Source organism: Phaeobacter sp. CECT 5382, from assembly GCF_001457775.1.
Classification (GTDB): Bacteria; Pseudomonadota; Alphaproteobacteria; order Rhodobacterales; family Rhodobacteraceae; genus Pseudophaeobacter.
Genome location: NZ_CYSG01000005.1, coordinates 1 through 25,015, shown reverse-complemented (window position 1 = coordinate 25,015; position 25,015 = coordinate 1). Strand labels below are relative to the sequence as shown.

Below are 25,015 nucleotides of genomic sequence, written 5' to 3'. Positions count from 1 at the left end.
GAGAAATTGTCAGGGCGTTACCTGTGTTCTATCCGTCTGCTGCGCCCGATTGAGCACCACCCCCAAAAGCGGCGCATGGCCCGCCAGCATTTTTTCGCAGGCCGCCAATTGAGCCGCCGTGGTGTGATCCCCGTCCGAGATCAGCAAAACCCCGTCCACCTGTGGCAAAAACGCAGGAACGTCATCGTTTTCAAGCACGGGTGGCAGATCAAACAGCACCGTATCAGCGCGACAGTCCTCAATCATGTCGTCCAGCACTTCGCCCGTGCTGGGCGCATGCAGAATATCCGAGGCATTCTGTTTCGAAACCCGATTGGTTCCCACCGCAAGCGTATCGGACAGACGGCACAACTGTTCGGGCAGCGAAAGCTCACCGGCGAGAAAATCAACCATGCTGCCAGCAGCCGGAATACCCAATGCTGCCGCGACCCCTGGTCGGCGGAAATTCATGTCCATCAGCACAGTTCGGCTGCCGGGAACGCGGGCAAGGCTCAGCGCCAAATTAACCGCGCAAAAAGTCGTCCCCCCACCCGCAGCCGGACTGGTGATCGCCACCCGTTTCCAGCCATGATCCCTGAGACTGTGCAGCAGGCGGGTGCGAAGCAGATCAAAGGCCCGCGCAGTCGGTGAACTGCGAAAGGCGCTAACCAAAGGCAGGCGCGAGGGCTTTTGCCCCAAGAAATCAAAAGGAACCTGTGGCAGTTGCAGCCAGGGATCAAACCGGGTTGGCAGACCAGCAGACCGGTCTCTTTTGGGATGTGTTTTCGGAGCCTCAGAGACAGAATGCTCTGGAACAGTTTCGGCAGTAGTCGAGTCCACCGGCTTGGCAGTCTTGTTCATGCTCACAGTGTTTATGGGGGTGTCTTTCGGGGTACTTTTCCCAAGCGACCCTTTCACAGATGCCTGGGCCACGGAAGGTTGCACGGAAGGTTTGCCGACGGACGGTTTGCCCGCAGAAGCCTTCAACGAGGGCTTCAACAACATTGGCTTGGGTTTTGGCATATCTTCGACCGCCCGCCCCTGCTGCCCAGTAAGTTCTTGGTCGGCAAGTTCCGGGCTCGTAATTTTCTCGGCCGGTTTCTGGATTTGTTTTCGAGCCGTTTTTTGAGACGGATTTTTCACCTGTTTTGTGGCCAGTAGCAGCCTGTCCTGGCCCGCATCATCCTGAACCGCGGTGCCCTGACGCCCCCGATTGCGACGATGAAATCTCTTGAAACCTTCTTGCGTCATGCCGTCATCATCGTCCCATAAGAATGAGCGCCCTTGGTCGGCGCCGGAGCGGGCAGGTACAGAAAAATGCTTCACGTGCTATCTCCTGACAACTTCTAGCATGGTGCCCGGGGGGCCGCATAGGCAGGCCCGCAGTCAAACCCAAACAGATTAATATCCAGTGCCTCTGGCCACGACACCTACGGTCCGCCAGATCAGCTTCAGATCCAATGGCAACCCCATGGCGCGCAGGTAGTCGGCATCGGCCTGCGCCCGCGAGGCAAAACTGCTCTCGTTGCGACTGGACACCTGCCACAGACCGGTCAGTCCCGGCTTGACCGCAAAATAGGCCGAAGCATCTCCATAGAGCTTGAGCTGTTCGGGCATCATCGGACGCGGGCCAACCAGGCTCATCTCTCCGGTGAAAACGTTCCAAAGCTGCGGCAGCTCATCCAGCGATGTCATCCGCAGGATCCGGCCGACGGGGGTGATACGCGGGTCCTGCTTCAGCTTTTGTGTTTCATCCCATTCGCGACGCAGGGCCGGGTCACGGTCAAGATGTTCCTGCAGGCACTGATCCGCATTACGCACCATGGTGCGCAGCTTGAACAAGCGAAAGCGCCTGCCGTACCGACCCAGGCGATCCTGGTAATAAAAGGGCACACCGCTTTCCACCCAAAGAGCCAGAGCGGCGAAAACAATGATCGGCAGAGCAATCGGCAGCGACGCCAATACCAGAAAAAGATCCAGCGCCCGCTTGCCAGCGGCTGCATAAACCCCCTTGCGGCCTCGCCCACCAGAGGCCCTGTACTGCCCTCCCTGTGGCGGCAGACGTTGCAGCATCGCGTTGGTGTTGGCAGCAACCAAGACCCCGGACCGAATGGCACCAGACCGAATGACTGCTGGCGTCAAGGAATAGCCTATCCCGGCGTCCGACAGCCAGCCCTCCTTCGACGCGCCTGGCAACATGCCCCCCGCAGCACCTGATACAAAGTCTTTCATCTTCAACCCCATACGCTCACAGCTCTCTCGGCTGGGGGAGCGATCCCCCAGTGATTGCACTGCACATTAAAATCAAAACCCACACAGCAGCTGATCAGGCTTTGTTGTCACACCCTGAGGTTTGCCCCGAAAACATGCCCCCGCATGTTTCGGCCTCATCCTGGGCTCTGTCAGATCGCCGACGACATCGCCAAGCGCCCCCTGAGCTTACAGGATTTTGTGACAGAATATATCTACGCAAATTGGCTAGAATTGTAACGAAAGGATAGGCATACAGTCTATTTTCCCTTTTACACACCCCAATGAGGAAACAATCCCTCCCATCAGATAGGCACTATCTCTGTTTTTGAAAGTTGAAATGGAATCATTGTCTAACTTGCGCCTCAAAAAAGTCGCGTTTTTTAGGAATCGGCCTGCGCCACCTCTTGAACTCTGCCTGAACATTGCTTCTCTCAGGCCCATCACTAGCCAGTTCCTGATCCTGTGAAAGCCCTCTGACAAACCAGATTTGAAACCTCCTGTCGGCACCGGTATGAACACAGAAAGTCTCTGACCTGTAGCGTCGGAGTTCCCTTAAGAGGTCTGAAAACGATGAGTGCTGCCCAAACCCTCCCGAACTGGATTGCCGTCGCAATCGGCGCCCAGCACATCACCCTATGGACCATGGCCGGAGCCACTGTTTTGCGACAGCATCACCTGCCCTTTTCCGAGGGGGAGTGGCGCCCACCCCTTTTGAGTTTTCTAAACGAAAGCACTTCGACTTCTGATATTCCGGTTCTGGTCAGCGGCTCTGACCTGGCCCAACCCGTAGAGATTCCGGCAAAGCCAGGCGATCTGCGCACAGTTGAACAATCCCCTGACGGCAGGCGGTTGCAGTTCCTACCGGGGCTGAAACAGGCCGCTCCGCTGGCAGTGATGCAAACTGCTGCGGCGCAGATCGCAGGCTTCCTTGCTCTAAATCCCAAATGGGACGGGGTGATCTGCCTGCCCGGTGCCATGACCCATTGGGCTTTGGTCAGCGCCGCAGAAGTGGTCAGTTTTCAGAGCTTCCTTACCCCGCGCCTGTTTCAATCATTGCGGCAAAATCAGACAGCGACCTGGGCCCAGACCGCCCTGCAAGAGGCCGCAGCCGACATCATGTCAAAGCCCGAGCGCCTGGCCGCCCGTCTGGCCGAGCTGTCTGTCGCAGTGCAATTTTCTGAAAAGGACGCGCCAGAGGCAAATGGCGCGCTATGGGGCTATCTGCTTGGCGCCGAACTTGCTTCTGCACGCCCCTATTGGCTGGGGCAGAACCTGGCCCTGATTGGCAGTGATGATCTGGCAGCCCCCTATATGGCGGCCCTGCAGGCACAGGGACTGTCGGCCACCCACGCGGATCCCGAACGCATGGCGCTGGCAGGCCTGCTTCAGGCATGGCGCCTGCTTCAGGGGGAGATCGATACGCCCTGAGCTGGCTCTCGGTTAAGAGAATTAGTGGTGGCCTTCGATGGTCTGGCACCCGGCCAGTGATTTTTTCCATAATGGTCGTGGCCACCAAAACCCCGACTGGGTGGGTCTCTCAACAAATGCCACAGGTCCGCCGCCCCGACAGGGGCGGCGCCGGGCCCAAGGGGGCGCAATCTCCGTCAGGAGATCAAGCCCGCGCGGGAGCCCCCCCTCTCATGGCCCTACACTCTCGACATGATCAAGGTCACGCCTTGTGACGCTGGCCTTTGACCGGGGGTGTCTCGGCGGGGCCTGCGAAACATTGAGCGATCTCCATCCAGCGTGTGGCAGTCGGGCCTGTTGTTCCCAAAGAAGTATCGGCAATGTTGCGCACCTGTGTCACCACCTGGGCGAACTCCACTGCTGATCCACGCAGGCAATTGTCCGCCTGCGCCTCATTCCAGGTCCAAATAGCTCCAGATGGCCCGGTCAATTCCACATAGGGAGCAGGCTCTGGCACTGCTTCTTTGCGGTTGATGAAGGTCCAGCCATAGGTCGACACCCCGAGATGGGCAATATTGCGGATGCGGTCCTGCTCCACGCGCTCAACGCCCAGCAGGTCAAACACCTCCTGACCGTGGGCCCAGGTCTCCATCTGGCGTGCGGTGATCGAGCTCAGCGCGCTCATATCCGGGCCCACCCATTTCACCCGCGCCTTTGGGTCTGCCGTGGCAAAGGCATCAGCACAGCTTTCAGCCCCCGCGCGCCAGGCCTCAAACAGGGCCCGACCGGACAATCTGTCCAGCCAGGGAAACTGGCATTCCAGGATCGACTTGCCCGCCTGCATCTCTTTCACCACCGGACCAATGAAGGCCCCGAATGCGACAGCCCCCTGTAGCGAGGTCTCGGCCGCGACATTGAACAAGTGCAGATGCCCCAGCACATGATCGATGGTCCACCCCTTGAACAACGTCTCCCGGTGCAGATCCGCCTCTGGCAGATCCTCCAGCAAGGTGGCCAGGGCCTGGCTTTCTGCGCGAAAATCTTCTGCCTGTTGCATCTTTCTCTCCCTCTCACGGTCAAGTGCCGCTGCGTCTGACCTGCATTCATGCAATTGAACAGACCAAGCGTTCTGTTTTACGATTCGACAAAAGGATAGGCTGATGTGCACAGGAACCGAAGACCAACCGAACGTCACCTCTGCGATCAAAGACCCCATGCGCGGCAACCCGGCCCGCGTGGCGCGCACTCGTGGCAAGATCTTTGACGCGGTGATCACCAACCTGGATGAGCTGGGCTATTCCGAATGCTCTATCAACCGGGTCCAGACGCTGGCGGGTGTGTCGCGTGGGGCGCTAACGCATCATTTTCCCTCCAAAGAGGAAATGATGGTGAAAACACTGGAGCATCTTCTGGCCCCCGTTCGCGGCACGGCGCCGCCCGATGGAGAGGCCAATCTTTTGCGCCCGTCACGCGACTGCGATTGCTTGCAGGAACAGCTGCACCGGCTGTGGCGACGCGTCATCAATACCCGCGAGGGACGCGCACTGATGGAAATCCTAGTCGCGGCCCGCACCGACAAAGCGCTGAGTGCGCGGATCACCCCGTCGCTCTGGGCCTATAATGACGATTTCAATCGCAACATTGCCCATCTCTATAGCGCCGCTGAGGGTCACGAGGATGAGCTGGCCCTGCTCTGGTCGATCTGCCGCAGCTTCATGCGCGGGCTGCACACTCAGGCACCTTATGAGCGCGACCCGGAAATCATAACAAAGATGGTCGATCTATTTGGCCGCATCATGGCGCCGCATCTGTCCGCGCGCGCCTCTCAGGGAGACACGGATGAAGAACCCATTTGAGACCGAAGAGCGCCGCGCCTTTCGCGACACCATTCGCAGCTTTGTGGAAAAAGAAATTCAGCCCTACTGCGATGACTGGGACGAGGCCGGCGCGGTTCCCTGGGAGCTGCACCAAAAGGTCGGTGAATTTGGTGTCTGGGGCTTTGGCATCGACGAGAAATATGGCGGTCTTGGTTTTGACGATTGTTTCTTGCGCACCGCCTATAGCGAGGAAATGGCCCGCTGCGGAGCAGGCGGCGTCACAGCAGCCCTGGCCGGGCGCACTATATCCGTAGAGCCGATCGCGCGGCTTGCCTGTGACGAGATCCGAGAACGGGTGCTGCCGGAAATTCTGTCCGGCCGCAAAGGCTCTTCCCTTGGCGTGACGGAACCCGGCGGCGGGTCAGATGTGGCCAATCTGAAAACAACCGCACGGCGCGATGGCAATCACTGGGTCATCAGCGGCTCCAAGACCTTTATTACCGGCGGCATGACATCGGATTATTTCGTGATCCCGGCCCGCACTGGCGGCGAGGGGCTGAACGGCATTTCGCTGTTCTTTGTCGAAGCCGATATGGCTGGGTTCTCGCGCAGTGCACTGACCCGCAAAATGGGCTGGTGGTGCTCGGATCAGGCAACGCTGTTCCTGGATGAGGTCCGGGTGCCTGCCAGTAACATGATGGGCGACGAAGGCACCGGGTTTCTGGCGATCATGAATAATTTCAACATGGAGCGCATCAACCTGATCGCCGGGGTGCTAGGGATGATGAAAGCCTGCCTTGAAGACAGCATTGCCTGGGCACAGGAGCGCGAGACCTTTGGTAAAAAGCTGATCAAGCATCAGGTGATCCGTCACAAGATCGCCGAGATGTCCGCCCGCATTGATGCGGTCGAGGCGACCTTGCGGATGATCTGCTGGCAGGTCAACGAAGGCGAGATGCCGGTGGCCGAGCTGAGCAAGGCGAAGTTCTTTGCCACCAAAGCCTGCGAATTCTGCGCCTCGGAGGCGATGCAGATCCTGGGCGGCGCAGGCTATCTGCGCGGCAACCGGGTGGAAAAGATCTACCGCGAGGTCAAAGTCATGGCCATCGGCGGCGGCTCAGAAGAAATCATGCGCGATCTGGCGGTCCGGCAAATGGGGCTTTGAAAGCTCGTTTTCCAAAAGCGCGGGCAGTCAGTTGAAACCAAAAGAAGGGGCGCCTTGCGGCGCCTCTTTTGCAGCTGATAGCACAGTGTCAGGTCTTCAACGTCTACGAATTCCAAGATCAGCGCCCAGCCCGGCGGGACGCGCCAAACCGTCATGATCCGCCTGCATCTGCGCCAGTCTTCGTTGCAGCCAATCCGGAAAAACCGTGCTGCGTTTGGTGCCATGATCGACGTTCATCGCCAGAACTTCCTGCGTGGCACAGATCCGTGTCCCGACCTTCAGCTCAGCCCAGAAATGGATGCGTTTGAGGTCGTGATCAATCAGGTGAAACGCGACATCAAAGCTCTGCCCCGCCAAAAGCTCGGACAAGAAGGTGATATGCGATTGCAACACATAGAGCCCCTGCCCGGCGGCGCGCACATAGGCTTCGCCGTTACCGATGTGCTGATCAAACAGCTGATCAATCGCCCGATCAAAGGCCAAACCGTAGTAGCCAACATTCATATGGCCATTGTAGTCGATCCAGTCAGGCAGGACTTCTTGGGCATCCACTCGGACCGGCGCGGGATATGGCCCGTCGTGGCCACCTATCGGGGCTGTTGTCATCGCGGCACTCTCCTTCGCTAAAGCCGTGTCTGAGGGCACACAGCCCAACGACTTTGGTCAGATGCCTCAGCTGAAATACGAGGTAAAGCAAATCATAACGTCAGTTTTCTGGGCCCAACCGGCGTGACAGATCACGGCAAGGGTTTGGTCTTGAACAGGCGAATTTTCAAACCGCCATGTGCCACCGGCGCGCCCTGAGGCAGAAACGGCAACCCGGTCGCCTTGGCCAACCCGGTCTCGCTGGTGACAATGCCGACCCGCCAGCCGGAAAAGCGTTCCTTCAGGGTCTGTCCCAGCGCGCCATAGAGGGCAAACAAAAGTTTCTTGTTGCCGATCCGCGCACCGTAAGGCGGGTTGACGATAACCAGACCCGGCGCGCCTTCAGGTGGCATCAGATCACTGACAGCCTGCTGGCTGAACTGAGTGACAGCCGCCACCCCCGCACGTTCGGCATTTGCCGTGGCCATCTCAACCGCGCCTGCGTTGCGGTCGGATCCGTAAAACATCAGACCTGCCTCAGCATGCGCTTTGGCTGTCAGCTCTTGTTTCAGAGTTTCAAAAGCTGTGGCATCAAACGAGGCCAGCTGTTCAAAAGCAAAGGCGCGGCTGCGTCCCGGCATCAAGCCCAGGGCAATCTCTGCCGCCTCGATGATAAAGGTGCCGGAGCCACACATGGGGTCCACCACCGCCTCGCGTCCGTCAAATCCGCAGTCGCGCAGGAACAGTGCGGCGAGGTTCTCGCGCATCGGTGCCTTGCCCACAGCGGATTTATGGCCGCGCTTGTGCAGCCCCTCGCCCGAGGTGTCGATACTGAACAGACAGTTGTTGTCATCAATGCGCAGCTTCAGCGTCAGCGCCGCCTCTTTCGAAATCGTGGCACCAAAGGTTTCAACCAGCGCTTTTTCAACCCGCTGGGCGGCGGCACCGGCGTGATAGATCTTGGATTTCTTGTTGGTCGTCACTTCGACCTTCAGTGGCACATCGCGGCGCAGCACATCACCCCAGGGGAATTTCCGCGACCGCTTGTCGAGCTGCGCCAGATGAAAGGCGCGGAATTCGCCAATCCGCGCCAACACGCGGGCCGCACCACGCAGTTGCAGATTGGCGCGCCAAACCTCTCGCCAGTCGCCCTGAATGGTGACCCCACCGGGTACGGATTTGGCATCGGTAAAACCGGCCTCTATCGTCTCAGCCAAAAGCGCGGCTTCCAGTCCCGGTGCCGCCGTCAGGAAAATTTCGAATGTGTTTATTTCGCTCATAGCTGTCTCATAGACTGAATTGGTGTTCTGAGCGATGGCTATTTCACAAGATATATTCACAAAAACTGATATTTAAATGCCGCGACGCGGCAAAGTCTCAGGCGCAAATCAAGCCCAAAAAGAGTCGTATCTCTGCCCGGTCGCGCCCGAATTTTACGCGATTAAAATTATTTAACTTCAACACCTTAAATCAATACTAAATTTTTAGTTTGACAAGTGTGACGCCTCTATGAAAGCTCTATGCCAGTCAGATGCGCTTGTCGCATTCCTGGCCTTACGGACTTTTAGGGAGGAAAAAGATGCGTAGGTATCTTTTGTCCGCAGCAGCGGTTTGCGCCGTTGTCGCGGGACAGGCGGGTCATGCCGATGAAGCAGCCGCCAAGAAATGGATCGATGAGGAATTTCAGCCATCGGTTCTGAACAAAGACGAACAAATGAGCGAGATGCAGTGGTTCATCACTGCGTCCGAGCCCTACAAGGGCATGGAGATCAACGTGCTCTCCGAGGGCATTCCGACGCATTCCTATGAATCGGAAGTTCTGACCAAAGCCTTTGAGGAAATCACCGGTATCAAGGTGAACCACCAGATCCTCGGCGAAGGCGAAGTGGTACAGGCGGTTCAGACCCAAATGCAGACACAGCGCAATCTTTATGATGCCTATGTCAACGATTCCGATCTGATCGGCACCCACTCACGTCTGCAGCTGGCCCATAACCTCAGCGACATGATGGCAGGCGATTTCAAGGCCCAGACCAACCCCGGTCTCGACCTTGATGATTTCATGGGCACTCAGTTCACCACCGGTCCCGATGGCGATCTGTATCAACTGCCTGATCAGCAGTTTGCCAACCTCTACTGGTTCCGCAAGGACTGGTTCGACCGCGCCGATCTTCAGGAAGCCTTCAAGGCCAAATACGGCTATGACCTGGGTGTTCCGGTCAACTGGTCCGCCTATGAGGACATCGCCGAGTTCTTTAGCGAAGACGTCAAAGAAATCGACGGAACAGCGATCTATGGCCACATGGATTATGGCAAACGTGCGCCTGACCTTGGCTGGCGGATGACCGATGCCTGGCTGTCGATGGCCGGTGCCGGCTCCAAAGGTGAACCGAACGGCGTGCCAATCGATGAGTGGGGCATCCGTATGGAAGCGGGCTCCTGTAACCCAGCGGGCGCAAGTGTCTCGCGTGGTGGCGCTGCCAACGGTCCGGCGGCGGTCTATGCAATCCGCAAATGGGACGAATGGCTGCGCAAATATGCACCTCCCGGTGCGGCGTCTTATGACTTCTACCAGTCGCTGCCAGCTCTGGCGCAGGGCAATGTTGCCCAGCAGATCTTCTGGTACACTGCCTTTACCGCCGATATGGTAAAGCCAAAGTCCGAAGGCAACAACACCGTCGATGACGCCGGTGCACCGCTGTGGCGTATGGCGCCCAGCCCGCATGGCCCCTACTGGGAAGACGGTCAGAAGGTTGGCTATCAGGACGTTGGTTCCTGGACCTTCCTCAAATCCACGCCACTGGAGCGGTCGCAGGCGGCCTGGCTCTATGCCCAGTTCGTTGTGTCCAAAACTGTTGACGTGAAGAAATCCCACGTGGGTCTGACCTTCATTCGTGACAGCTCGGTCAACCACGAAAGCTTCTCGGAGCGCGCGGCGAACCTGGGTGGTCTGGTAGAATTCTACCGCTCGCCGGATCGTGTGGCCTGGTCACCAACCGGTGTGAACGTGCCGGATTATCCAAAGCTGGCCCAGATCTGGTGGCAGCAGATTGGTGACGTGAACTCGGGTGCCTTTACCCCGCAGGAAGCGATGAACCGTCTGGCCGAGGAAATGGACATCACTATGGCCCGCATGCAGCGTGCCGATGAGCAGGCTGAGATCTACGGCGGCTGTGGTCCGCGCCTGAACGAAGAAAAAGACGCCGAGTGGTGGTATGCCAATGGCGGCGCCAAGCCACCGCTGGAGAACGAGAAACCTGCAGGTCAGACCGTCAACTATGACGAACTGGTCGCCCGCTGGGCCTCGCAGTAACACCTCCTCCCCGTCGGGCCTCTGATCCCCAGGGTATTAGGCCCGACACTGCCCCGGAGCGTTTCGCGACACTCCGGGGCTCTTTCTCCGCTACGCAAATACAGACACGGCCCTTGTCAGCAAATGCTGTCTGGCCGGTTGCCGGAAAGTCAAAGCAAGATGGCACTAGAATTAAGAAACGTGACCAAGCGCGTCGGCGCGGTCGAACACATCAAGGATACCTCCCTGATGCTGGAGCCCGGTCACTTCAACGTCCTGCTGGGCGCCACCGGATCAGGCAAGACCTCGCTGATCAAGCTGATGGCCGGGCTCGACCCGATGGCCAGTGGTCAGGTGCTGATGGAGGGCGAGGACGTCACCCGGCTCAGCACACAGAAGCGCAATATCAGCCTGGTGCATCAGTTTTTCATCAACTACCCACATATGACGGTCTACGACAATATCGCCTCGCCGCTGAAAGTGGCTGGGATGGCGAAGTCCGAGATCGAAGATCGTGTTGCCGAGGCGGCAGAGATCCTGCAGCTGAAACCGATGCTGCAGCGCCGCCCGCATGAGCTCTCTGGTGGCCAGCAGCAGCGCTGCGCGCTGGCGCGTGCCATCGCCAAGGAAAGCCGGGCGGTGTTTCTGGATGAACCCCTCGCCAACCTGGACTACAAGCTGCGCGAAGAATTGCGCGACCAGCTGCCGGAACTCTTTGCCGGACGCGGCGCCGTGGTGGTCTATGCCACTTCAGAGCCCGAAGAGGCACTGCTCTTGGGTGGCAAAACGGCACTGATGCGCGATGGTCGCGTCACACAGTTTGGCCCCACGGCCGAAATCTACCGCAATCCCGGCAATCTCGATGCAGCGCGGGTCTTTTCCGACCCACCGATCAATACTGCCAGCGTCACCAAGGAAGGCAACACCGCCCGGATGGGAACGCGAGTGTCGTGGCAGCTGTCAGGCGATGCAGCTGGTCTGGCCGATGGCGCCTATGATCTGGCAGTGCGCCCCTATCACGTTCTGCCAACCGCCAGCGACAAAGCAACGGTACGCCTGGCCGGTCAGGTACAGGTAACGGAGCTTTCGGGTTCCGAAAGTTCGGCGCATTTCGACCTTGGCCTGGGCAGCACCCCGGCGGGCGAAACACATGCAAACTGGGTTTCGCTTTCGGCAGGGGTGCATCCCTACGAGATTGGCGAGATGCATGACTTCTACATGGACCCTTCGGCGTGCTACTTCTTTGCACCCGACGGCTCCCGCGCAGCCTGAGGCTCCTATGGCTAAAATAACACTCTCCAAGCTGCGACACAGCTATTTTCCGAACCCGAAATCCCCCTCGGATTATGCCCTGAAGGAAATCGACCTCGACTGGACCGATGGCGGCGCCTATGCGCTGCTGGGGCCGTCGGGCTGTGGAAAATCCACGCTGTTGAATATCATCTCGGGCCTGCTGGTGCCATCTGAGGGCCAGATCCTGTTTGACGGACAAGACGTCACCGACCTGCCCCCCGATCAGCGCAACATCGCGCAGGTCTTTCAGTTTCCGGTGATCTACGACACCATGACGGTCTACGACAATCTGGCCTTTCCGCTGCGCAATCGCGGCCGCGATGAGGACACGGTGCGCGACCGCGTTATGGCCATCGCCGAGATGCTCGAAGTCACCGAAATGCTGGACCAAAAGGCCGCTGGCCTGTCGCCCGACAACAAGCAGAAGATCTCGATGGGGCGCGGATTGGTGCGCGAAGACGTCAATGTTGTGATGTTCGACGAACCCCTGACGGTAATTGACCCGCACCTGAAGTGGAAGCTGCGCTCAAAGCTGAAAGAGCTGCACCAGCGCGTCAAGGCGACGATGATCTATGTGACCCACGACCAGACAGAGGCACTGACCTTTGCCGATCAGGTGGTGGTGATGCAATTGGGCGAAGTGGTGCAGATCGGCACCCCCGTCGAGCTGTTTGAGCGTCCCGCGCATACGTTTGTTGGCCATTTCATCGGCTCCCCAGGGATGAACATCCTACCCTGCGATCTGCGCGCCGGTGTGGCCCTGTTTGGCGCGGATGCCATCGCGCTCGAAGGGCCCATTCGGGGCGAGGCAATTGGCAAAACCGAGATCGGCATTCGCCCCGAATTTGTCAAATTCGCCGAATCCGGCCTGCCCGCCGTAGTCACCAAGGTCTCCGATGTGGGCCGCCACACAGTGGTGGAATGCAGTGCCAATGGCAGCCGGATCAATGCGGTGATCGAAGGCACCGCCCCGACCAAAGGCTCAGAGGTGCATCTTGAATTTCGCCGGGATCAGACCCGGCTTTATGTGGACGGTTGGCTGGCCACCGATCCCGATAAACCCGACACCGCAGCGGAGGCGTCGCTATGAAAACTGAAAACCAAAAGGCCTGGTTCTTTGTGCTGCCGGTTCTGATCCTGGTCGCCTTTAATGCGCTGATCCCGATGATGACTGTGGTGAACTATTCGGTGCAGGAAACCTTTGGTGACAATGTGTTTTTCTGGCAGGGTCTCGACTGGTTCGAACAGATCCTGCGCTCTGATCGATTTCATGCGGCTCTTGGGCGGCAGTTCCTGTTCACCTTCCTGATCCTCATCATCGAGGTGCCGCTGGGCATTGCCATTGCGCTATCGATGCCGCGCCAAGGGTTCTGGGTGCCCGTTTGCCTCGTGCTGATGGCGCTGCCGATGCTGATCCCATGGAATGTGGTCGGCGCGATGTGGAACATCTTTACCCTGCCCGACATTGGTCTGCTGGGTTATTTCCTGAACCATGTGCTGGGGATCACCTATGACATGACTCAGAACCCCTTTGCTGCCTGGGTCACCATCATCACCATGGATGTCTGGCACTGGACCTCGCTGGTGGTGCTGCTGGCCTATGCTGGCCTGGTGTCGATCCCGGATGCCTATTATCAGGCCGCCAAAATCGACGGTGCCTCCAACTGGGCCGTGTTCCGGTTCATCCAGCTGCCCAAGATGAAAACCGTGCTGACCATCGCAATCCTTCTCAGGTTTATGGACAGCTTCAACATCTACACCGAGCCCTTTGTGCTGACGGGTGGTGGTCCGGGGAACTCCACCACGCTGCTTTCGATCGATCTGGTGAAAATCGCCCTGGGTCAGTTTGACCTCGGCCCCGCTGCGGCAATGTCGCTGATCTATTTTGCAATCACTCTTCTGGTCAGCTGGCTGTTTTACACGCTGATGACCAAAGACGACCTGAATTAAGGAGGCGGGCTGATGCAGAAACGTTCCATCGTTCCCGTGATCTATATCCTGTTTCTCATGCTGCCGATCTATTGGCTGGTGGCCATGAGCTTCAAGACCACTAATGAAATCCTCTCCGGGTTCTCGCTGTTCCCGCAGACCTTCACTCTGGAAAACTACACCACGATTTTTACCGATCCGACCTGGTACTGGGGCTATATCAACTCGATCCTCTACGTGACCATCAACACGGTGATCTCGGTCGCCGTGGCGTTACCTGCTGCCTATGCGTTCAGCAGGTACCGCTTTCTGGGCGACAAACAGCTGTTCTTTTGGCTTTTGACCAACCGGATGGCCCCTGCGGCGGTCTTTGCCCTGCCGTTTTTCCAGCTTTATTCTGCGGTCGGGTTGTTTGATACCCACCTGGCGGTGGCACTGGCGCATTGCCTGTTCAACATTCCACTGGCTGTCTGGATCCTGGAAGGCTTCATGGGCGGCATCCCCAAAGAGCTGGACGAGACCGCCTATGTCGACGGCTATTCCTTCCCGCGCTTCTTTGCCACGATCTTTATCCCGTCAATCAAAGCGGGCGTCGGCGTCGCTGCCTTCTTCTGTTTCATGTTTTCCTGGGTGGACCTGCTGTTGCCAAAACCTCTGACAGCTGTGGCCGCAAAACTCATCGCCGCCACCATGACCAAAACCGCCTCCAGCGCGGGGTACGAGCTGGGCCTGCTGGCAGCTGCGGGCACATTGACAATCATTCCGGGCGCCATCGTCATCTGGTTCGTCCGCAACTATATCGCAAAAGGTTTTGCGATGGGGAGGGTGTAATGCTGTCTTGGATGGCCTGGACCTGGCCAACTGCGCTGGTCTTCATCGGGATTTTTTCCGCCATTGGCGTACTCATCGCGCTGGAAATCCGCACCCCCGGCGGCAACACACGCCGCGGCGTGCTGGGCCTCACCACCACCCGCGGGGATCGGCTGTTTATCACCCTTCTGGGCACCAGCTATATCTTTCTGGCCTGGCTTGGCCTGATCGGCATGCCGCTCTGGTGGCCACTGGGGCTTGCCATTGCCTGGGGGGTCTTCACCTTCTGGAAGGTCTGATCCGGAGCTTTGGCTCCCTGCGGGTCAAGGGGGCCAAAGGCCCCGCGTCAGCGGCCTGCCCTTGACGCGCAAAGACGCGCGAACCTTGACATAATTGCACAGGGCCTGAACGGCAGACCTGCCCGTTCAGGCCCTCTCAGCAGATATCTCCACAGCCGCCTCAAATCCCAAGATTTGGGTCGAAATATCACCTTTCAACCTACCAAACAGGCGCGCGGAAGCGCCCAATTCAACTCCCTCCAGCCCTGAAATGCGCCTTCTGCTAAAGAAATAGTTTTCAAATTCCCCCTGCTTCCTCTAGCATCGCTGAAAGACCAAAATGGACCGGACATCTGCCCACATGCGAAAGAAACAGGACAATTCGCTTCTGACCGAGGTTGAACTTGAATTCATGACCGTGGTCTGGGCAACAGGCGGCGGCACCGTGCGCGAAATCCTGGCAGAGCTGAACAAGCTGCAGGAACGCGCCTATACTTCTGTCGCGACGGTCCTCAAGATCATGGAACAAAAGGGCTTTCTGACCAGTGAACGCGCTGACCGCTCGCTGATCTATCGCCCCGCCGTTCCCAAAACAGAGTATCAAAAAACCTCTCTGAAAAACCTTTCGAGCAAGCTTTTCAACGGCGCACCGGCGGCCCTGGTCGCACGCCTTGTTGATGATGAGGAAGTCACCGACGACATGCTCGTTGAGATGCGGGCGCTGCTGAACGAAAGGCTGGGGGACAATGAAAGCTGACGCGCTGCTCAATGGTTATCTGGATCTGAACCTTCTGGTTCTCACGGGCACCCTGCTCTGGCTTGCGGCGCGAAAACTTCTGTCCAATACGCGGCTCGCCAATGCCTTTCTGGCCCAGCTCAAGCTGATGAATGCACTCACGCTATTGCTGGCACTATCCCCTTTTCTGATGCTGGGTTTCACCCAATGGGTGATGGCACATCCGCCCAATATTGCCGACCTTCTGGTGGCACAATACCTGCAGGGCAACGTCAATATGAGTGCCTCCAGCTTTGAAAGCCTTCTGGGCCTGCGCGAAGACACGGTCCGCGTGCTGACCTCGCAGCAACCGCTCTGGACCCGTATTCTGGCGGCCGCCCTTGCGCTTGGCGGGCTGGTCTGCGCCGTGCATGTCGCGCTCTCTGTTTATCGGCTGCGCCGCGCCCTGCGCCGGGCGTTCCTGTGGAAACAGATCTCCAACACCCGTATTCTGCTGTCGGACACCACGCCGGTGGCCTATTCCACCCGCGGGTTGTTCATGCGCTACGTGGTGCTCCCCACCGAATTACTGAACAATCCGCAGGATCTGCGCCTGACCATGGCGCATGAGTTGCAGCATTTCCGCCAGCGCGATATCGAATGCGAATTCCTGCTCGAGATGCTGCGTCCGTTGCTGTTCTGGAACCCTGCTTTCTACCTGTGGCGGCGCGAAGTCCGCATGCTGCGCGAATTTGCCTGCGATCAGGCCCTGATGGCGCGCCCCGGCCTGGATATCCGCAGCTATTGCGAATGCCTCATCCGCGCCTGTGCCCAGGCCGCCAAGGAAGGCGTGTTCTTCACTCGCCGCAGCCCTGCGGTGGCCTTGGTTGACCGGCGCGAGACCCGGCGAAACTCGACCCTGCAGCAGCGTATCATTGCCGTCACCGCACGCGCGCCCCATGGCGATACCGGGTTCGGCTGGGCTTTGATTTCCGGTCTGATGATTGCATCTGTCTTGGCCACCGCGATGCTGATGCAGCGTCCCGGCGACTGGAGCCATGACCGGTTGATGCTATCGACCATTGTCAACCTGGAACGTATGGCCAGTCGCAATGCCAGCACCACCGCCGAAACCGGCCCAACAGGCACTGTATCAACAGGCACAGTGTCAAGCAGGGCCAATGCCATCCTGCAGGGCAGCTTCATGCCAACGGCGTCGCGCTAGGCGCTAGCTGGGGTCGGGAAACACCGCCGTCTTTTTCACTGTTCCGTAGACGAAACTTGTCTCGATCGATCCCACGCCGCCAATGGGGTGGATTCTGTTGCGGATGAAATCCTCATAGGCGTCCAGCCCCGACACCAGCACCTTGAGCTGATAATCCACCTGCCCCGTCATCATGTGGCATTCCAGAACCTCATCCATGGCCTGCACCCGACGCTCAAAATTCTGCACCACATCCTCTTGGTGTTTTTCCAGCTTGATCCGCACAAACACCTCAAAGGCCAAACCATAGAGCTTGGCATCGGCGACAGCCGCAAAGCCAATGATAGCCCCGGATTTTTCCAGATTGCGCAACCGCCTTAAGCAGGGCGACGGTGACAGGTTCACCGCCTCTGCCAGATCCTGATTGGTCATGCGCCCGTCGCGCTGCAGGGCGCGAATGATCTGCCGATCTTTATGGTCCATTTCAGCGACGACTCCCCAACACGACTTGGCAGTTTATGCCAAAATTTGACCACCTATCGGCAGCATTCGCAACCTATAACCCAAAAGACAAGTGCATTCTGTCCTTACCATCAGCAGACAGGAGCCACGAAATGTCCACCCTTCGCAATTCCCAGCCCGGTTTTTCCACCCGCGCCATTCATCACGCCTATGACGCGCAGGCAAACGAGGGGGCGTTAACGCCGCCGCTGCATCTGACCTCCACCTTTGCCTTTGAAACCGCCGAGGCAGGCGGCGAGATGTTCGCAGGCGACCGCCCCGGTCATATCTATTCGCGCATCTCCAACCCGACGCTGGATCTGCTGGAACAGCGCATCGCCACGCTAGAGGGCGCCGAAGCAGGTCTGGCGCTGTCGTCTGGCATGGGCGCGATCACATCTGTCATGTGGACACTTCTGTCGCCGGGGGACGAGGTGCTGGTGGACAAAACGCTCTATGGCTGCACCTTTGCCTTCATGCGCCACGGGTTGCAAAAGTTCGGCATCACCGTCAGCCATGTGGATATGACTGACCTTGCCAACCTCGAGGCGGCGATCAGTGACAAGACCCGGGTGGTCTATTTCGAAACCCCTGCCAATCCCAACATGCGGCTGGTGGATATCGCCGGGGCCAGCCGGATCGCCCGCGCCCACGCGGCCACAGTGGTGGTCGACAATACCTATGCCACGCCCTATCTCACCCGCCCGATCGAGCTGGGCGCGGATCTGGTGCTGCATTCGGCCACCAAATACCTCGGCGGGCATGGCGATGTGGTTGCCGGTCTGGTCGCAGGCCGCGCCGAGCTGGTGCAGGAGATCCGCCTCGTTGGCATGAAAGACATGACCGGCGCGGTCATGGCGCCCTTCAATGCACTACTGGTGATGCGTGGCCTCAAAACCCTGGCGCTGCGGATGGAACGGCACTGCAACACCGCAGCACTAATCGCTGACTGGCTAGAAGGCCACCCGGCGGTGGAAAAAGTGCATTATCCCGGTCTGCAAAGTTTTGAGCAGTATGATCTGGCCTGCCGCCAGATGGCGCAACCCGGTGGCATGATCGCGTTTGAACTGAAGGGCGGCATCAGTGCCGGGCGTCAGATGATGAACCGGTTGCAGATGATTGCACGGGCAGTCTCGCTGGGAGATGCTGAAACACTGATCCAGCATCCGGCCTCGATGACGCACTCCACCTACACACCAGAAGAGCGCGCAGAGCATGGCATCACCGACGGTCTGGTGCGCCTGTCGGCAGGGCTAGAGGAGCCTGAGGATATTCTCGCGGATCTGGAACAGTCCCTGGCCCCGTTTTTGGTGCAAGCGGCCTAGGTATAAAAGCGGCGCGCCGAGAAGGCCTCCAGGGCCAGGCTTGGCGCGCGCGCCTCGACCAATTCCGCGACCAGCTCGGCTGTGGCGGCCGATTGGGTCAGCCCCAGATGGCCATGGCCAAAGGCATAGATTACCGCATCGCTGGCAGTCGCGGGACCGATGACAGGCAGACTGTCGGGCATCGAAGGCCGGAACCCCATCCACTGCTGGCCACCACTGCGATCAAGCCCCGGCATGAAGCTTTCGGCCTTGTTCAGCAGCACCTCGGCACGCCGGTAGTTAGGGGGCAGAGCCAGCCCGCCCAGCTCGACCGCGCCCCCGATGCGCACCCCGCCATTGATCCGGCTGGCGACAAATCCGTGGCGAGAAAAGGTAACATGGGTTTTCAGATCAAAGGCCCCAGCTGGCAGGGTGGTGTTATAGCCGCGTTCGGTCTCCAGCGGCAGGGTATCCCCCAGCCCTCGCGCCAGCTGATGTGACCAGGCGCCTGCGGCCAGGATCACGCGGTCCGGGGAAATCCTGTGGCTGCCCAGATCCAAACAAGGGTGTCCCTCATTGAGACGCAGCCCGGAGATGTCCTGCACCTCGATCCGTCCACCGCGGGCAAGAAACTGCCCGGCCAGATGTTCCACCCAGGCTTTGGGATCCACGGTATTGATCCAGTCCGGTGTAGATCCGGCATGGCTGAACCGGCGATGCAGACCCGGCTGGATCTCGGCGATCTCATCGGCAGAGGTCAGCAAATCATAGCGAATGCCTTGTGCCTTGCGCGCCTCCCATCCGGGCAGGCTGGCGCGGAATTCGGCCTCGCTTTCGAACAGTTGCAGCTGACCGTCGCGCTGGATCAGGGCTTCGCCGTCGGTATCAAGAATCTGTCGTTCCAGGGCCGCACGCGCCAGATCCATCAGACCGGCCTGCGCCGACATGGAAGCCTCATAGCGATCGCGCCAACTGGCGCGCCAGAACTGCAGCAGCCAGGGCAAAAGCCGCAATGCATAGCGCGGGCGGATCGATAGCGGGCCCATCGGATCCAGCAACCATTTTGGAGCCTTGGTGATGATACCCGGCGTGGCCAGCGGAATGATCTCGCTAAAAGCAAAGGCGCCGGCATTGCCTGCTGAGGCTTCTGCCGCCAGCCCTTTGCGGTCATAGATCGTGACCTGATGGCCCAGCGTTTGCAGACGCAGCGCGGCACTCACGCCAATGACGCCACCACCAATCACGGCGACGGTCAATCCTGTGGTCGATCCCGTCGTGTCACCTGCCGAATTGACCATCTGATGCCCCCTGAACGCCTGTCAATTTGCCGAAGGCAAGCGCGTGCCTTCGGCGGTCTTATCCCGCGATATCAGGGCAGTGTATAGGCGGTCTTTACCCGGGTGTAGAATTCCGCCGCATATGCGCCCTGTTCGCGCGCGCCATAGCTCGACCCTTTGGTGCCACCAAAGGGCACGTGATAGTCAACGCCAGCAGTGGGCAGGTTCACCATGACCATGCCTGCTTCGGCATTGGCCTTGAAATGACTGGCATGTTTCAGCGAGGTGGTGCAGATCCCGGCGCTTAGACCAAAGGGCGTGTCATTGGCCAGCATCAGGGCTTCGTCGTAGTCGCGCGCCCGCAGCACCGAGGCCACCGGGCCAAAGACTTCTTCGCGGTTGATGCGCATTTGCGGACTGGTTTCGGTGATCAAAGCCGGGCCCATATAGAACCCCTCCTGCGCCAGTGACAGACGTGCGCCGCCGATGACGTTGCCACCTTCGGCGGCAGCTGCCGCGACATAGGACAGGTTCTGATCCAGCTGCCTGCTATCCACCGCAGGCCCCATCTGGACGCCAGCCTCCAGCGCGTTGCCAACTTTGAGCCCCTGCATCGCCACGCTCAGTGCGGCGACAAACCGATCGTGAATACCCTCGGTCACGATCAGGCGCGACGAGGCTGTGCAGCGCTGTCCGGTGGAATAGAACGCCCCGTTGAGGCAGGCCTCGACCGCCAGATCAAGATCCGCGTCATCCAGAACCACCATGGGGTTCTTGCCGCCCATTTCCAGCTGTACCTTCTTCATCGACTGCGCGCAGGACACGGCAATGCCACGCCCCGTCGGCACCGACCCAGTAAAGGAGATCCCATCGACATCGCTGTGGTCGACCATATGCTGGCCAATCACCGAGCCCCGGCCCAAGACCAGGTTAAAGGTACCCTCGGGCAGACCCGCCCGCGAGATGATTTCGGCCAGCGCCCAGGCGCAGCCCGGTGTCAGCTCTGCCGGTTTCAGCACGACTGCATTGCCATAGGCCAATGCCGGGGCGATCTTCCAGGCCGGAATGGCAATTGGAAAGTTCCACGGGGTGATCAGGCCCACAACGCCAATCGGCGCACGGGTCACATCGACCTCGACGCCGGGACGCACAGAGGCAAGGTGGTCACCGGTTTGGCGCAGACATTCGCCGGCAAAGAATTTGAAGATCTGGCCAGCCCGTGCTGCCTCGCCGATGCCCTCGGGCAGGGTCTTGCCTTCTTCGCGCGCAAGCAGGCGGCCCAGCTCTTCTTTGCGGGCCAGGATTTCGCTGCCGATGAAATCCAGCGCATCAAACCGCGACTGTGGGGTCGTCTGAGCCCAGACCGGGGCTGCCGCGCGCGCGCGGGCGACGGCGCGGTCCATGTCAGCCACCTCGCCAAGTGCCGCCACGCCCAGAATATCGCTGGTATCAGAGGGGTTCACATTGGGCACAGCTTCGCTTGTTGCTTCCCAGCTGCCGCCAATCAGGTTTCTGTAGTCCATGGGTTTTGTCTTTCTCATGCTGTTACGCCCGGATACCGGCGCGATAGGGATCTGTGTCTTCAAACAGGAGGGTCGCCTGCGCGGTCACATGGGCCTCACCTTCGATCCGGGGGACTACCGCCCCCTGCGTATCGCGGTGGTAGCGCAGGATGTAGGTGCTGCCGATAATGCTTTCCTGCACCCAGGGCGTGCCCGGCTCCAGCAGGCCTTCTTCGGCAAGGCAGGCCAGTTTGGCAGAGCAGCCGGTACCACAGGGGGACCGGTCATAGGCCCCCCCCGGGCAGAGCACGAAATTGCGCCCATGCCCCTGCGGCGTCTGCGGTGCGCCCAGAAACTCGATGTGATCGATATCAGCCCCATGCGCTCCGGTGATGCCCGCGTCCTGCAGGGCACGGCGAATGGCCTTCGCCGCCCGGGTGAGAGCGTCGATATTATCAAAGTCCAGCGCCACAGGGCAATCTGCTGTCAGAAAGAACCAATTGCCGCCCCAGGCCACATCGCCGGTGACCAGCCCCTGCCCGGGCACATCCAAAACGACATCCTGCGCAAAGCGGTAGCTGGGAACATTTTCGACCACCGCCCGGTTCGGCGCGACCAGATCTACCTCGACTACGCCAACCGGCGTTTCAATCCGGTGCAGGCCAAGACCGATCCGGCCCAGATGATGCAGGCTGACCACAGTGCCTATGGTGGCATGACCACACATGCCAAGCGGCCCCACCGGATTGAAATAGATCACCGCAGCCGCACAGGCGGGATCCGTTGGTGGCAGCAACAAGGCCCCCACCATCGCATCATGGCCGCGCGGCTCCAGCAGCACGGCGGCGCAGAAATCACCGTGATCTTGCACCAGCCGCTCCGCGCGCTGCGCCAAAGTGCCGACACCGAGCTCCGGCCCGCCGCTGAGGATCAGGCGGGTCGGTTCTCCGGCGGTGTGACTATCGACGATCTGCATGGTCAGGCTGCAGCTGCCACAGCAGCGCCGGGCAGTTTTGCCCATTCACCGTACCAGTCTTTGAACAGAGTATACTGGGCCTCGACGTAGTGGCGCTGACTGTCCGACATCGCATCAGTTTCGTTGAAATGCAGGGTGTATTCCGCATCGCCGTTCAGCACCATCAGGTGCTTGTAGTAAAGCACCAGATCCGGGCCCTCGTCGAAGGAGGACAAGACTCCAAGTGCTTCTTCAAGTTCTTTGGCGCGGATGCGGGCGGTTGCATTGCCCCGGGCGGCCTGCTTGCACAGGGCAACCAGATGCAACACTTCGCGCGGCAAAGCATTGCCGATCCCGGTGATGGCGCCGGTGGCGCCGCAGTTCACATAGCCATGATAGACAGTGGTATCGACGCCGATCATCAGGGTGACCTCGTCATCTTTCGAAGTGATGTTTTCCGCCGCGTAGCGCAGATCCTCGGCGCCGCCGAATTCCTTGAAACCAATCAGGTTCGAATGCTCGGCGCGCAGGTCAAAGAACAGATCGGCACGGGTGGCAAAGCCATAATAGGGGCTGTTGTAGATCACCGCCGGCAGATCCGGAGCCGCAGCCAAGACCGACTTAAAATGCGCCTTTTGGGCAGCGGAGGAAGGGCCGCGTGACAAAACCCGCGGGATCACCATCAATCCCTGCGCGCCAATTTTGGCGGCATGGGCGGCATGAGCCGCGGCGATCTTGCTGTTGACCGCGCCAGTGCCAACAATCGTCGGCACCCCGGCGGCAACCAGACGTGCGACGCCTTCCATGCGTTCGGCATCAGTCAGCAAGGGCCAATCTCCCATAGATCCGCAATAGACCACGGCCGACATGCCGACTGCGACCAACTCCTGCCCCTTGCGCACAAGGGCGTCAAAATCTGGGCGGCGGTCTGGCGTACAGGGGGTCATCAGAGCCGGAATGCATCCCGAAAAAATGTCTTTGTTCATGATCTTGTCCTTGCAAGTCAGCCCGTTTGCAAATGGGCGGTGGCGTGAATTCTGTGACATCAGTCCCGGCACCGGATTTGGCACGATGGCACTACAGCCGGATTGGCCCGGCACTGTCGGCTACTGTCTATTTTATATTGGATCCAATTTGCAATATATTTTCTCACATCTCTTTCCTCAAATCCGAAAGAGCGCTATGACCAGAGCAGGAGGAGCCCCTTTATGAAGTTGAAATCCGTCGATATTTCCAAGACCGCCTCGGCCTCTTCAATTGTTTTCGAGGCCCTGCGCAAGGCCATCATCGAGGGCGATCTCACCGAAGGTGAACCCCTGCGTCAGGATGAAATAGCCCGACTTTTCAACACCAGCCGTATCCCGGTCCGTGAGGCTATTTCGCGCCTCGAAGAACAGGGGTTGGTCAAAACCCAGCGCTACAAGGGCGCTGTTGTATCCGGGCTATCGGCCACCGAGGCCGAAGAGATCTTTGATTTTCGCGCCCTGATCGAACCCGAGGTCATCCGCCGGGCAGTGCCGCAGATGTCGCCAGAAACCCTTGAAAAGGCACGCGCCTCCTGGGCGGCCTTTTCGCAATCCTCAGATCCGATGACCTGGGGCGATCTCAATCGGGATTTCCACTCCACCCTCTATCAGGCGAGCGGATTGCAGTATCATCTCGATGTTATCGACAACGCCATGGACCGGATCGACCGCTACCTGCGGGCGCAGCTGGTGCTGTCGAATGGTATGGAACGTGCCAACGAAGAACACATGGAAATCTGGGAGGCCTGCATGAATGGCAACGCCGACCTCGCCGCCGAGCGAACCCGCCGCCACATTACCGGCGCGCGGGAATCTCTGATCCAGAACATTCACAGCCTGCGCTGATCCTGCGCCCCATCGCGCCAAGCAATCATTCGATGCCTTCGGTCAGCGCCTGCCCGCCCTGCGGTTAGCCAACCCAAGGGCGCGCGCCTACGCAACACGCATCGGGCCGCCTGACCGCCAACAGTCAAAAGCTATATCCAGAACGAAAAACGCGGCCCCCGTTGCCAGGGACCGCGTTTCAAAACTTTTGAACCGAGGAGGCTTATGCCAGCTCGAGGTTCACAGCGGACTCACGACCGTCACGGCCGGGTTCGATGTCGAAGGTCACTTTTTGGTTGTCGGCCAGACCGGTCAGACCGGAACGCTCAACAGCAGAAATGTGAACAAATACATCTTTGCTGCCGCCGTCGGGTGCAATGAAGCCGAAGCCTTTGGTTGAGTTAAACCATTTTACGGTGCCTGAAGCCATATCCGTAGTCTCCTAAAAAATTGCTGCCCGCGTTGGTGCGACAGCCCGGCGTTGTTTAGGTCTGAATCGAGAGACTGAACGCCGCAAACGGGAGACAGTGGGTCGACATAGAGAAACGTTAGCCCCCTACATATGCGATCCTTGAGCTTTTGTTTCAAGGGTCAATTTCTCTGCCGCGGCCAAGGACATAGATTTTCTGCCCCGGTGTCGGACGCCCCGCCCCATTTTGAGTGGTTTTCACGTCTGATCACACTCGTTGTAGCCCAGTCGCCGGTCGGGATGGCAATTTGCGCCACGCCATGACCGGAGATGACCGAATGCAGGGTCCGCAATACTCTCGACAACGACGCGACTTGTTCGAAACTATGGACGTGTTTTCAGCTGAGCTACCCCCCGAAATTCGGACACTGACGTAAGCTGCGATTTGTAGTCAGCTGATCTTCAATACGAAGGAGATTAGATATGTCGA

At 59.0% G+C, this 25,015-nt stretch carries 24 protein-coding genes; 13 read left to right on the top strand and 11 right to left on the bottom strand.

The window, feature by feature from the left end; all coding sequences use genetic code 11:
* Positions 1–9: 9 nt before the first annotated feature.
* The gene (locus tag PH5382_RS07100) at positions 10–840 is read right to left on the bottom strand and encodes a CpsD/CapB family tyrosine-protein kinase (RefSeq protein ID WP_306341244.1); all 831 of its coding nucleotides are present in this window, start codon (positions 838–840) and stop codon (positions 10–12) included.
* Positions 841–1,380: 540 nt separating this feature from the next.
* The gene (locus tag PH5382_RS07095) at positions 1,381–2,211 is read right to left on the bottom strand and encodes a sugar transferase (protein ID WP_231751813.1); all 831 of its coding nucleotides are present in this window, start codon (positions 2,209–2,211) and stop codon (positions 1,381–1,383) included.
* Positions 2,212–2,802: 591 nt separating this feature from the next.
* On the opposite strand from PH5382_RS07095, the gene PH5382_RS07090 reads away from it, so the two are divergent.
* On the top strand, positions 2,803–3,660 hold the full coding sequence (locus PH5382_RS07090; protein ID WP_058333671.1) for a 2-dehydro-3-deoxygalactonokinase: 858 nt from the start codon (positions 2,803–2,805) through the stop codon (positions 3,658–3,660).
* Positions 3,661–3,901: 241 nt separating this feature from the next.
* Here PH5382_RS07090 and PH5382_RS07085 read toward each other — a convergent pair whose 3' ends face one another.
* Positions 3,902–4,696 (bottom strand): TIGR03084 family metal-binding protein, encoded by a 795-nt coding sequence (locus tag PH5382_RS07085; RefSeq protein WP_058333670.1) that lies wholly within the window; start codon positions 4,694–4,696, stop codon positions 3,902–3,904.
* Between the two features lie 103 nt (positions 4,697–4,799).
* Here PH5382_RS07085 and PH5382_RS07080 point away from each other — a divergent pair, with 103 nt between their 5' ends.
* Positions 4,800–5,495 carry a TetR/AcrR family transcriptional regulator gene (locus PH5382_RS07080; protein WP_058333669.1) on the top strand — a complete coding sequence of 232 codons (696 nt, stop codon included), beginning with the start codon at positions 4,800–4,802 and terminating at the stop codon, positions 5,493–5,495.
* Positions 5,479–6,621 carry an acyl-CoA dehydrogenase family protein gene (locus PH5382_RS07075; RefSeq protein WP_058333668.1) on the top strand — a complete coding sequence of 381 codons (1,143 nt, stop codon included), beginning with the start codon at positions 5,479–5,481 and terminating at the stop codon, positions 6,619–6,621. The genes PH5382_RS07080 and PH5382_RS07075 overlap by 17 nt, the downstream gene beginning before the upstream one ends.
* A 96-nt stretch (positions 6,622–6,717) precedes the next feature.
* Here the strand turns inward: PH5382_RS07075 and PH5382_RS07070 are convergent, their stop codons facing one another.
* Both PH5382_RS07070 and PH5382_RS07065 read right to left on the bottom strand, forming a co-directional pair.
* Positions 6,718–7,227 carry a thioesterase family protein gene (locus tag PH5382_RS07070; RefSeq protein WP_058333667.1) on the bottom strand — a complete coding sequence of 170 codons (510 nt, stop codon included), beginning with the start codon at positions 7,225–7,227 and terminating at the stop codon, positions 6,718–6,720.
* A 131-nt stretch (positions 7,228–7,358) separates the two neighbouring features.
* A complete protein-coding gene (locus PH5382_RS07065; RefSeq protein WP_058333666.1) occupies positions 7,359–8,486 on the bottom strand; it encodes a THUMP domain-containing class I SAM-dependent RNA methyltransferase in 1,128 nt (375 codons plus the stop codon).
* Positions 8,487–8,785: 299 nt separating this feature from the next.
* On the opposite strand from PH5382_RS07065, the gene PH5382_RS07060 reads away from it, so the two are divergent.
* From PH5382_RS07060 to PH5382_RS07025, 8 genes are all read left to right on the top strand, one after another.
* Positions 8,786–10,519 (top strand): ABC transporter substrate-binding protein, encoded by a 1,734-nt coding sequence (locus PH5382_RS07060; RefSeq protein ID WP_058333665.1) that lies wholly within the window; start codon positions 8,786–8,788, stop codon positions 10,517–10,519.
* A 159-nt stretch (positions 10,520–10,678) separates the two neighbouring features.
* A complete protein-coding gene (locus PH5382_RS07055) occupies positions 10,679–11,770 on the top strand; it encodes an ABC transporter ATP-binding protein (protein ID WP_058333825.1) in 1,092 nt (363 codons plus the stop codon).
* 7 nt (positions 11,771–11,777) lie between these two features.
* On the top strand, positions 11,778–12,881 hold the full coding sequence (locus tag PH5382_RS07050; protein WP_058333664.1) for an ABC transporter ATP-binding protein: 1,104 nt from the start codon (positions 11,778–11,780) through the stop codon (positions 12,879–12,881).
* Positions 12,878–13,741, top strand: coding sequence for a carbohydrate ABC transporter permease (locus tag PH5382_RS07045; RefSeq protein WP_058333663.1), 864 nt, complete (start codon positions 12,878–12,880; stop codon positions 13,739–13,741). Before PH5382_RS07050 ends, PH5382_RS07045 begins: the two co-directional genes overlap by 4 nt.
* Before the next feature lie 12 nt (positions 13,742–13,753).
* Positions 13,754–14,551: a carbohydrate ABC transporter permease gene (locus PH5382_RS07040; protein WP_058333662.1), complete on the top strand. Its 798-nt coding sequence runs from the start codon at positions 13,754–13,756 to the stop codon at positions 14,549–14,551.
* Positions 14,551–14,829, top strand: a complete 279-nt coding sequence (locus tag PH5382_RS07035; RefSeq protein WP_058333661.1) for a DUF2160 domain-containing protein — start codon at positions 14,551–14,553, stop codon at positions 14,827–14,829. Before PH5382_RS07040 ends, PH5382_RS07035 begins: the two co-directional genes overlap by 1 nt.
* A 340-nt stretch (positions 14,830–15,169) precedes the next feature.
* Positions 15,170–15,565 carry a BlaI/MecI/CopY family transcriptional regulator gene (locus PH5382_RS07030; RefSeq protein ID WP_058333824.1) on the top strand — a complete coding sequence of 132 codons (396 nt, stop codon included), beginning with the start codon at positions 15,170–15,172 and terminating at the stop codon, positions 15,563–15,565.
* Positions 15,555–16,748: a M56 family metallopeptidase gene (locus PH5382_RS07025; RefSeq protein WP_058333660.1), complete on the top strand. Its 1,194-nt coding sequence runs from the start codon at positions 15,555–15,557 to the stop codon at positions 16,746–16,748. Before PH5382_RS07030 ends, PH5382_RS07025 begins: the two co-directional genes overlap by 11 nt.
* Positions 16,749–16,751: 3 nt before the next feature.
* Here the strand turns inward: PH5382_RS07025 and PH5382_RS07020 are convergent, their stop codons facing one another.
* A complete protein-coding gene (locus PH5382_RS07020; protein WP_058333659.1) occupies positions 16,752–17,210 on the bottom strand; it encodes an Lrp/AsnC family transcriptional regulator in 459 nt (152 codons plus the stop codon).
* A 131-nt stretch (positions 17,211–17,341) separates the two neighbouring features.
* On the opposite strand from PH5382_RS07020, the gene PH5382_RS07015 reads away from it, so the two are divergent.
* Positions 17,342–18,553, top strand: a complete 1,212-nt coding sequence (locus tag PH5382_RS07015; protein ID WP_058333658.1) for a methionine gamma-lyase — start codon at positions 17,342–17,344, stop codon at positions 18,551–18,553.
* On the opposite strand, the gene PH5382_RS07010 is transcribed toward PH5382_RS07015, so the two are convergent.
* From PH5382_RS07010 to PH5382_RS06995, 4 genes are all read right to left on the bottom strand, one after another.
* The gene (locus tag PH5382_RS07010; protein ID WP_058333657.1) at positions 18,550–19,830 is read right to left on the bottom strand and encodes an NAD(P)/FAD-dependent oxidoreductase; all 1,281 of its coding nucleotides are present in this window, start codon (positions 19,828–19,830) and stop codon (positions 18,550–18,552) included. The genes PH5382_RS07015 and PH5382_RS07010 overlap by 4 nt on opposite strands.
* A gap of 71 nt (positions 19,831–19,901) precedes the next feature.
* Positions 19,902–21,332 carry an aldehyde dehydrogenase family protein gene (locus PH5382_RS07005; RefSeq protein ID WP_058333656.1) on the bottom strand — a complete coding sequence of 477 codons (1,431 nt, stop codon included), beginning with the start codon at positions 21,330–21,332 and terminating at the stop codon, positions 19,902–19,904.
* Between the two features lie 22 nt (positions 21,333–21,354).
* Positions 21,355–22,287 carry a 4-hydroxyproline epimerase gene (locus PH5382_RS07000; RefSeq protein WP_058333823.1) on the bottom strand — a complete coding sequence of 311 codons (933 nt, stop codon included), beginning with the start codon at positions 22,285–22,287 and terminating at the stop codon, positions 21,355–21,357.
* 2 nt (positions 22,288–22,289) lie between these two features.
* Positions 22,290–23,252: a dihydrodipicolinate synthase family protein gene (locus tag PH5382_RS06995; protein WP_058333822.1), complete on the bottom strand. Its 963-nt coding sequence runs from the start codon at positions 23,250–23,252 to the stop codon at positions 22,290–22,292.
* A 222-nt stretch (positions 23,253–23,474) separates the two neighbouring features.
* On the opposite strand from PH5382_RS06995, the gene PH5382_RS06990 reads away from it, so the two are divergent.
* Positions 23,475–24,137, top strand: a complete 663-nt coding sequence (locus PH5382_RS06990; RefSeq protein ID WP_058333655.1) for a GntR family transcriptional regulator — start codon at positions 23,475–23,477, stop codon at positions 24,135–24,137.
* 202 nt (positions 24,138–24,339) lie between these two features.
* Here PH5382_RS06990 and PH5382_RS06985 read toward each other — a convergent pair whose 3' ends face one another.
* The gene (locus PH5382_RS06985; protein ID WP_009809887.1) at positions 24,340–24,546 is read right to left on the bottom strand and encodes a cold-shock protein; all 207 of its coding nucleotides are present in this window, start codon (positions 24,544–24,546) and stop codon (positions 24,340–24,342) included.
* Between the last annotated feature and the right edge of the window lie 469 nt (positions 24,547–25,015).

What these genes read in the sequence shown, in the direction of transcription:
- PH5382_RS07100 (WP_306341244.1), bottom strand. Translation starts at nt 840, where the DNA reads ATGAACAAGACTGCCAAGCCGGTGGACTCGACTACTGCCGAAACTGTT.
- PH5382_RS07095 (WP_231751813.1), bottom strand. Translation starts at nt 2,211, where the DNA reads ATGAAAGACTTTGTATCAGGTGCTGCGGGGGGCATGTTGCCAGGCGCG.
- PH5382_RS07090 (WP_058333671.1), top strand. Translation starts at nt 2,803, where the DNA reads ATGAGTGCTGCCCAAACCCTCCCGAACTGGATTGCCGTCGCAATCGGC.
- PH5382_RS07085 (WP_058333670.1), bottom strand. Translation starts at nt 4,696, where the DNA reads ATGCAACAGGCAGAAGATTTTCGCGCAGAAAGCCAGGCCCTGGCCACC.
- PH5382_RS07080 (WP_058333669.1), top strand. Translation starts at nt 4,800, where the DNA reads ATGTGCACAGGAACCGAAGACCAACCGAACGTCACCTCTGCGATCAAA.
- PH5382_RS07075 (WP_058333668.1), top strand. Translation starts at nt 5,479, where the DNA reads ATGAAGAACCCATTTGAGACCGAAGAGCGCCGCGCCTTTCGCGACACC.
- PH5382_RS07070 (WP_058333667.1), bottom strand. Translation starts at nt 7,227, where the DNA reads ATGACAACAGCCCCGATAGGTGGCCACGACGGGCCATATCCCGCGCCG.
- PH5382_RS07065 (WP_058333666.1), bottom strand. Translation starts at nt 8,486, where the DNA reads ATGAGCGAAATAAACACATTCGAAATTTTCCTGACGGCGGCACCGGGA.
- PH5382_RS07060 (WP_058333665.1), top strand. Translation starts at nt 8,786, where the DNA reads ATGCGTAGGTATCTTTTGTCCGCAGCAGCGGTTTGCGCCGTTGTCGCG.
- PH5382_RS07055 (WP_058333825.1), top strand. Translation starts at nt 10,679, where the DNA reads ATGGCACTAGAATTAAGAAACGTGACCAAGCGCGTCGGCGCGGTCGAA.
- PH5382_RS07050 (WP_058333664.1), top strand. Translation starts at nt 11,778, where the DNA reads ATGGCTAAAATAACACTCTCCAAGCTGCGACACAGCTATTTTCCGAAC.
- PH5382_RS07045 (WP_058333663.1), top strand. Translation starts at nt 12,878, where the DNA reads ATGAAAACTGAAAACCAAAAGGCCTGGTTCTTTGTGCTGCCGGTTCTG.
- PH5382_RS07040 (WP_058333662.1), top strand. Translation starts at nt 13,754, where the DNA reads ATGCAGAAACGTTCCATCGTTCCCGTGATCTATATCCTGTTTCTCATG.
- PH5382_RS07035 (WP_058333661.1), top strand. Translation starts at nt 14,551, where the DNA reads ATGCTGTCTTGGATGGCCTGGACCTGGCCAACTGCGCTGGTCTTCATC.
- PH5382_RS07030 (WP_058333824.1), top strand. Translation starts at nt 15,170, where the DNA reads ATGCGAAAGAAACAGGACAATTCGCTTCTGACCGAGGTTGAACTTGAA.
- PH5382_RS07025 (WP_058333660.1), top strand. Translation starts at nt 15,555, where the DNA reads ATGAAAGCTGACGCGCTGCTCAATGGTTATCTGGATCTGAACCTTCTG.
- PH5382_RS07020 (WP_058333659.1), bottom strand. Translation starts at nt 17,210, where the DNA reads ATGGACCATAAAGATCGGCAGATCATTCGCGCCCTGCAGCGCGACGGG.
- PH5382_RS07015 (WP_058333658.1), top strand. Translation starts at nt 17,342, where the DNA reads ATGTCCACCCTTCGCAATTCCCAGCCCGGTTTTTCCACCCGCGCCATT.
- PH5382_RS07010 (WP_058333657.1), bottom strand. Translation starts at nt 19,830, where the DNA reads ATGGTCAATTCGGCAGGTGACACGACGGGATCGACCACAGGATTGACC.
- PH5382_RS07005 (WP_058333656.1), bottom strand. Translation starts at nt 21,332, where the DNA reads ATGGACTACAGAAACCTGATTGGCGGCAGCTGGGAAGCAACAAGCGAA.
- PH5382_RS07000 (WP_058333823.1), bottom strand. Translation starts at nt 22,287, where the DNA reads ATGCAGATCGTCGATAGTCACACCGCCGGAGAACCGACCCGCCTGATC.
- PH5382_RS06995 (WP_058333822.1), bottom strand. Translation starts at nt 23,252, where the DNA reads ATGAACAAAGACATTTTTTCGGGATGCATTCCGGCTCTGATGACCCCC.
- PH5382_RS06990 (WP_058333655.1), top strand. Translation starts at nt 23,475, where the DNA reads ATGAAGTTGAAATCCGTCGATATTTCCAAGACCGCCTCGGCCTCTTCA.
- PH5382_RS06985 (WP_009809887.1), bottom strand. Translation starts at nt 24,546, where the DNA reads ATGGCTTCAGGCACCGTAAAATGGTTTAACTCAACCAAAGGCTTCGGC.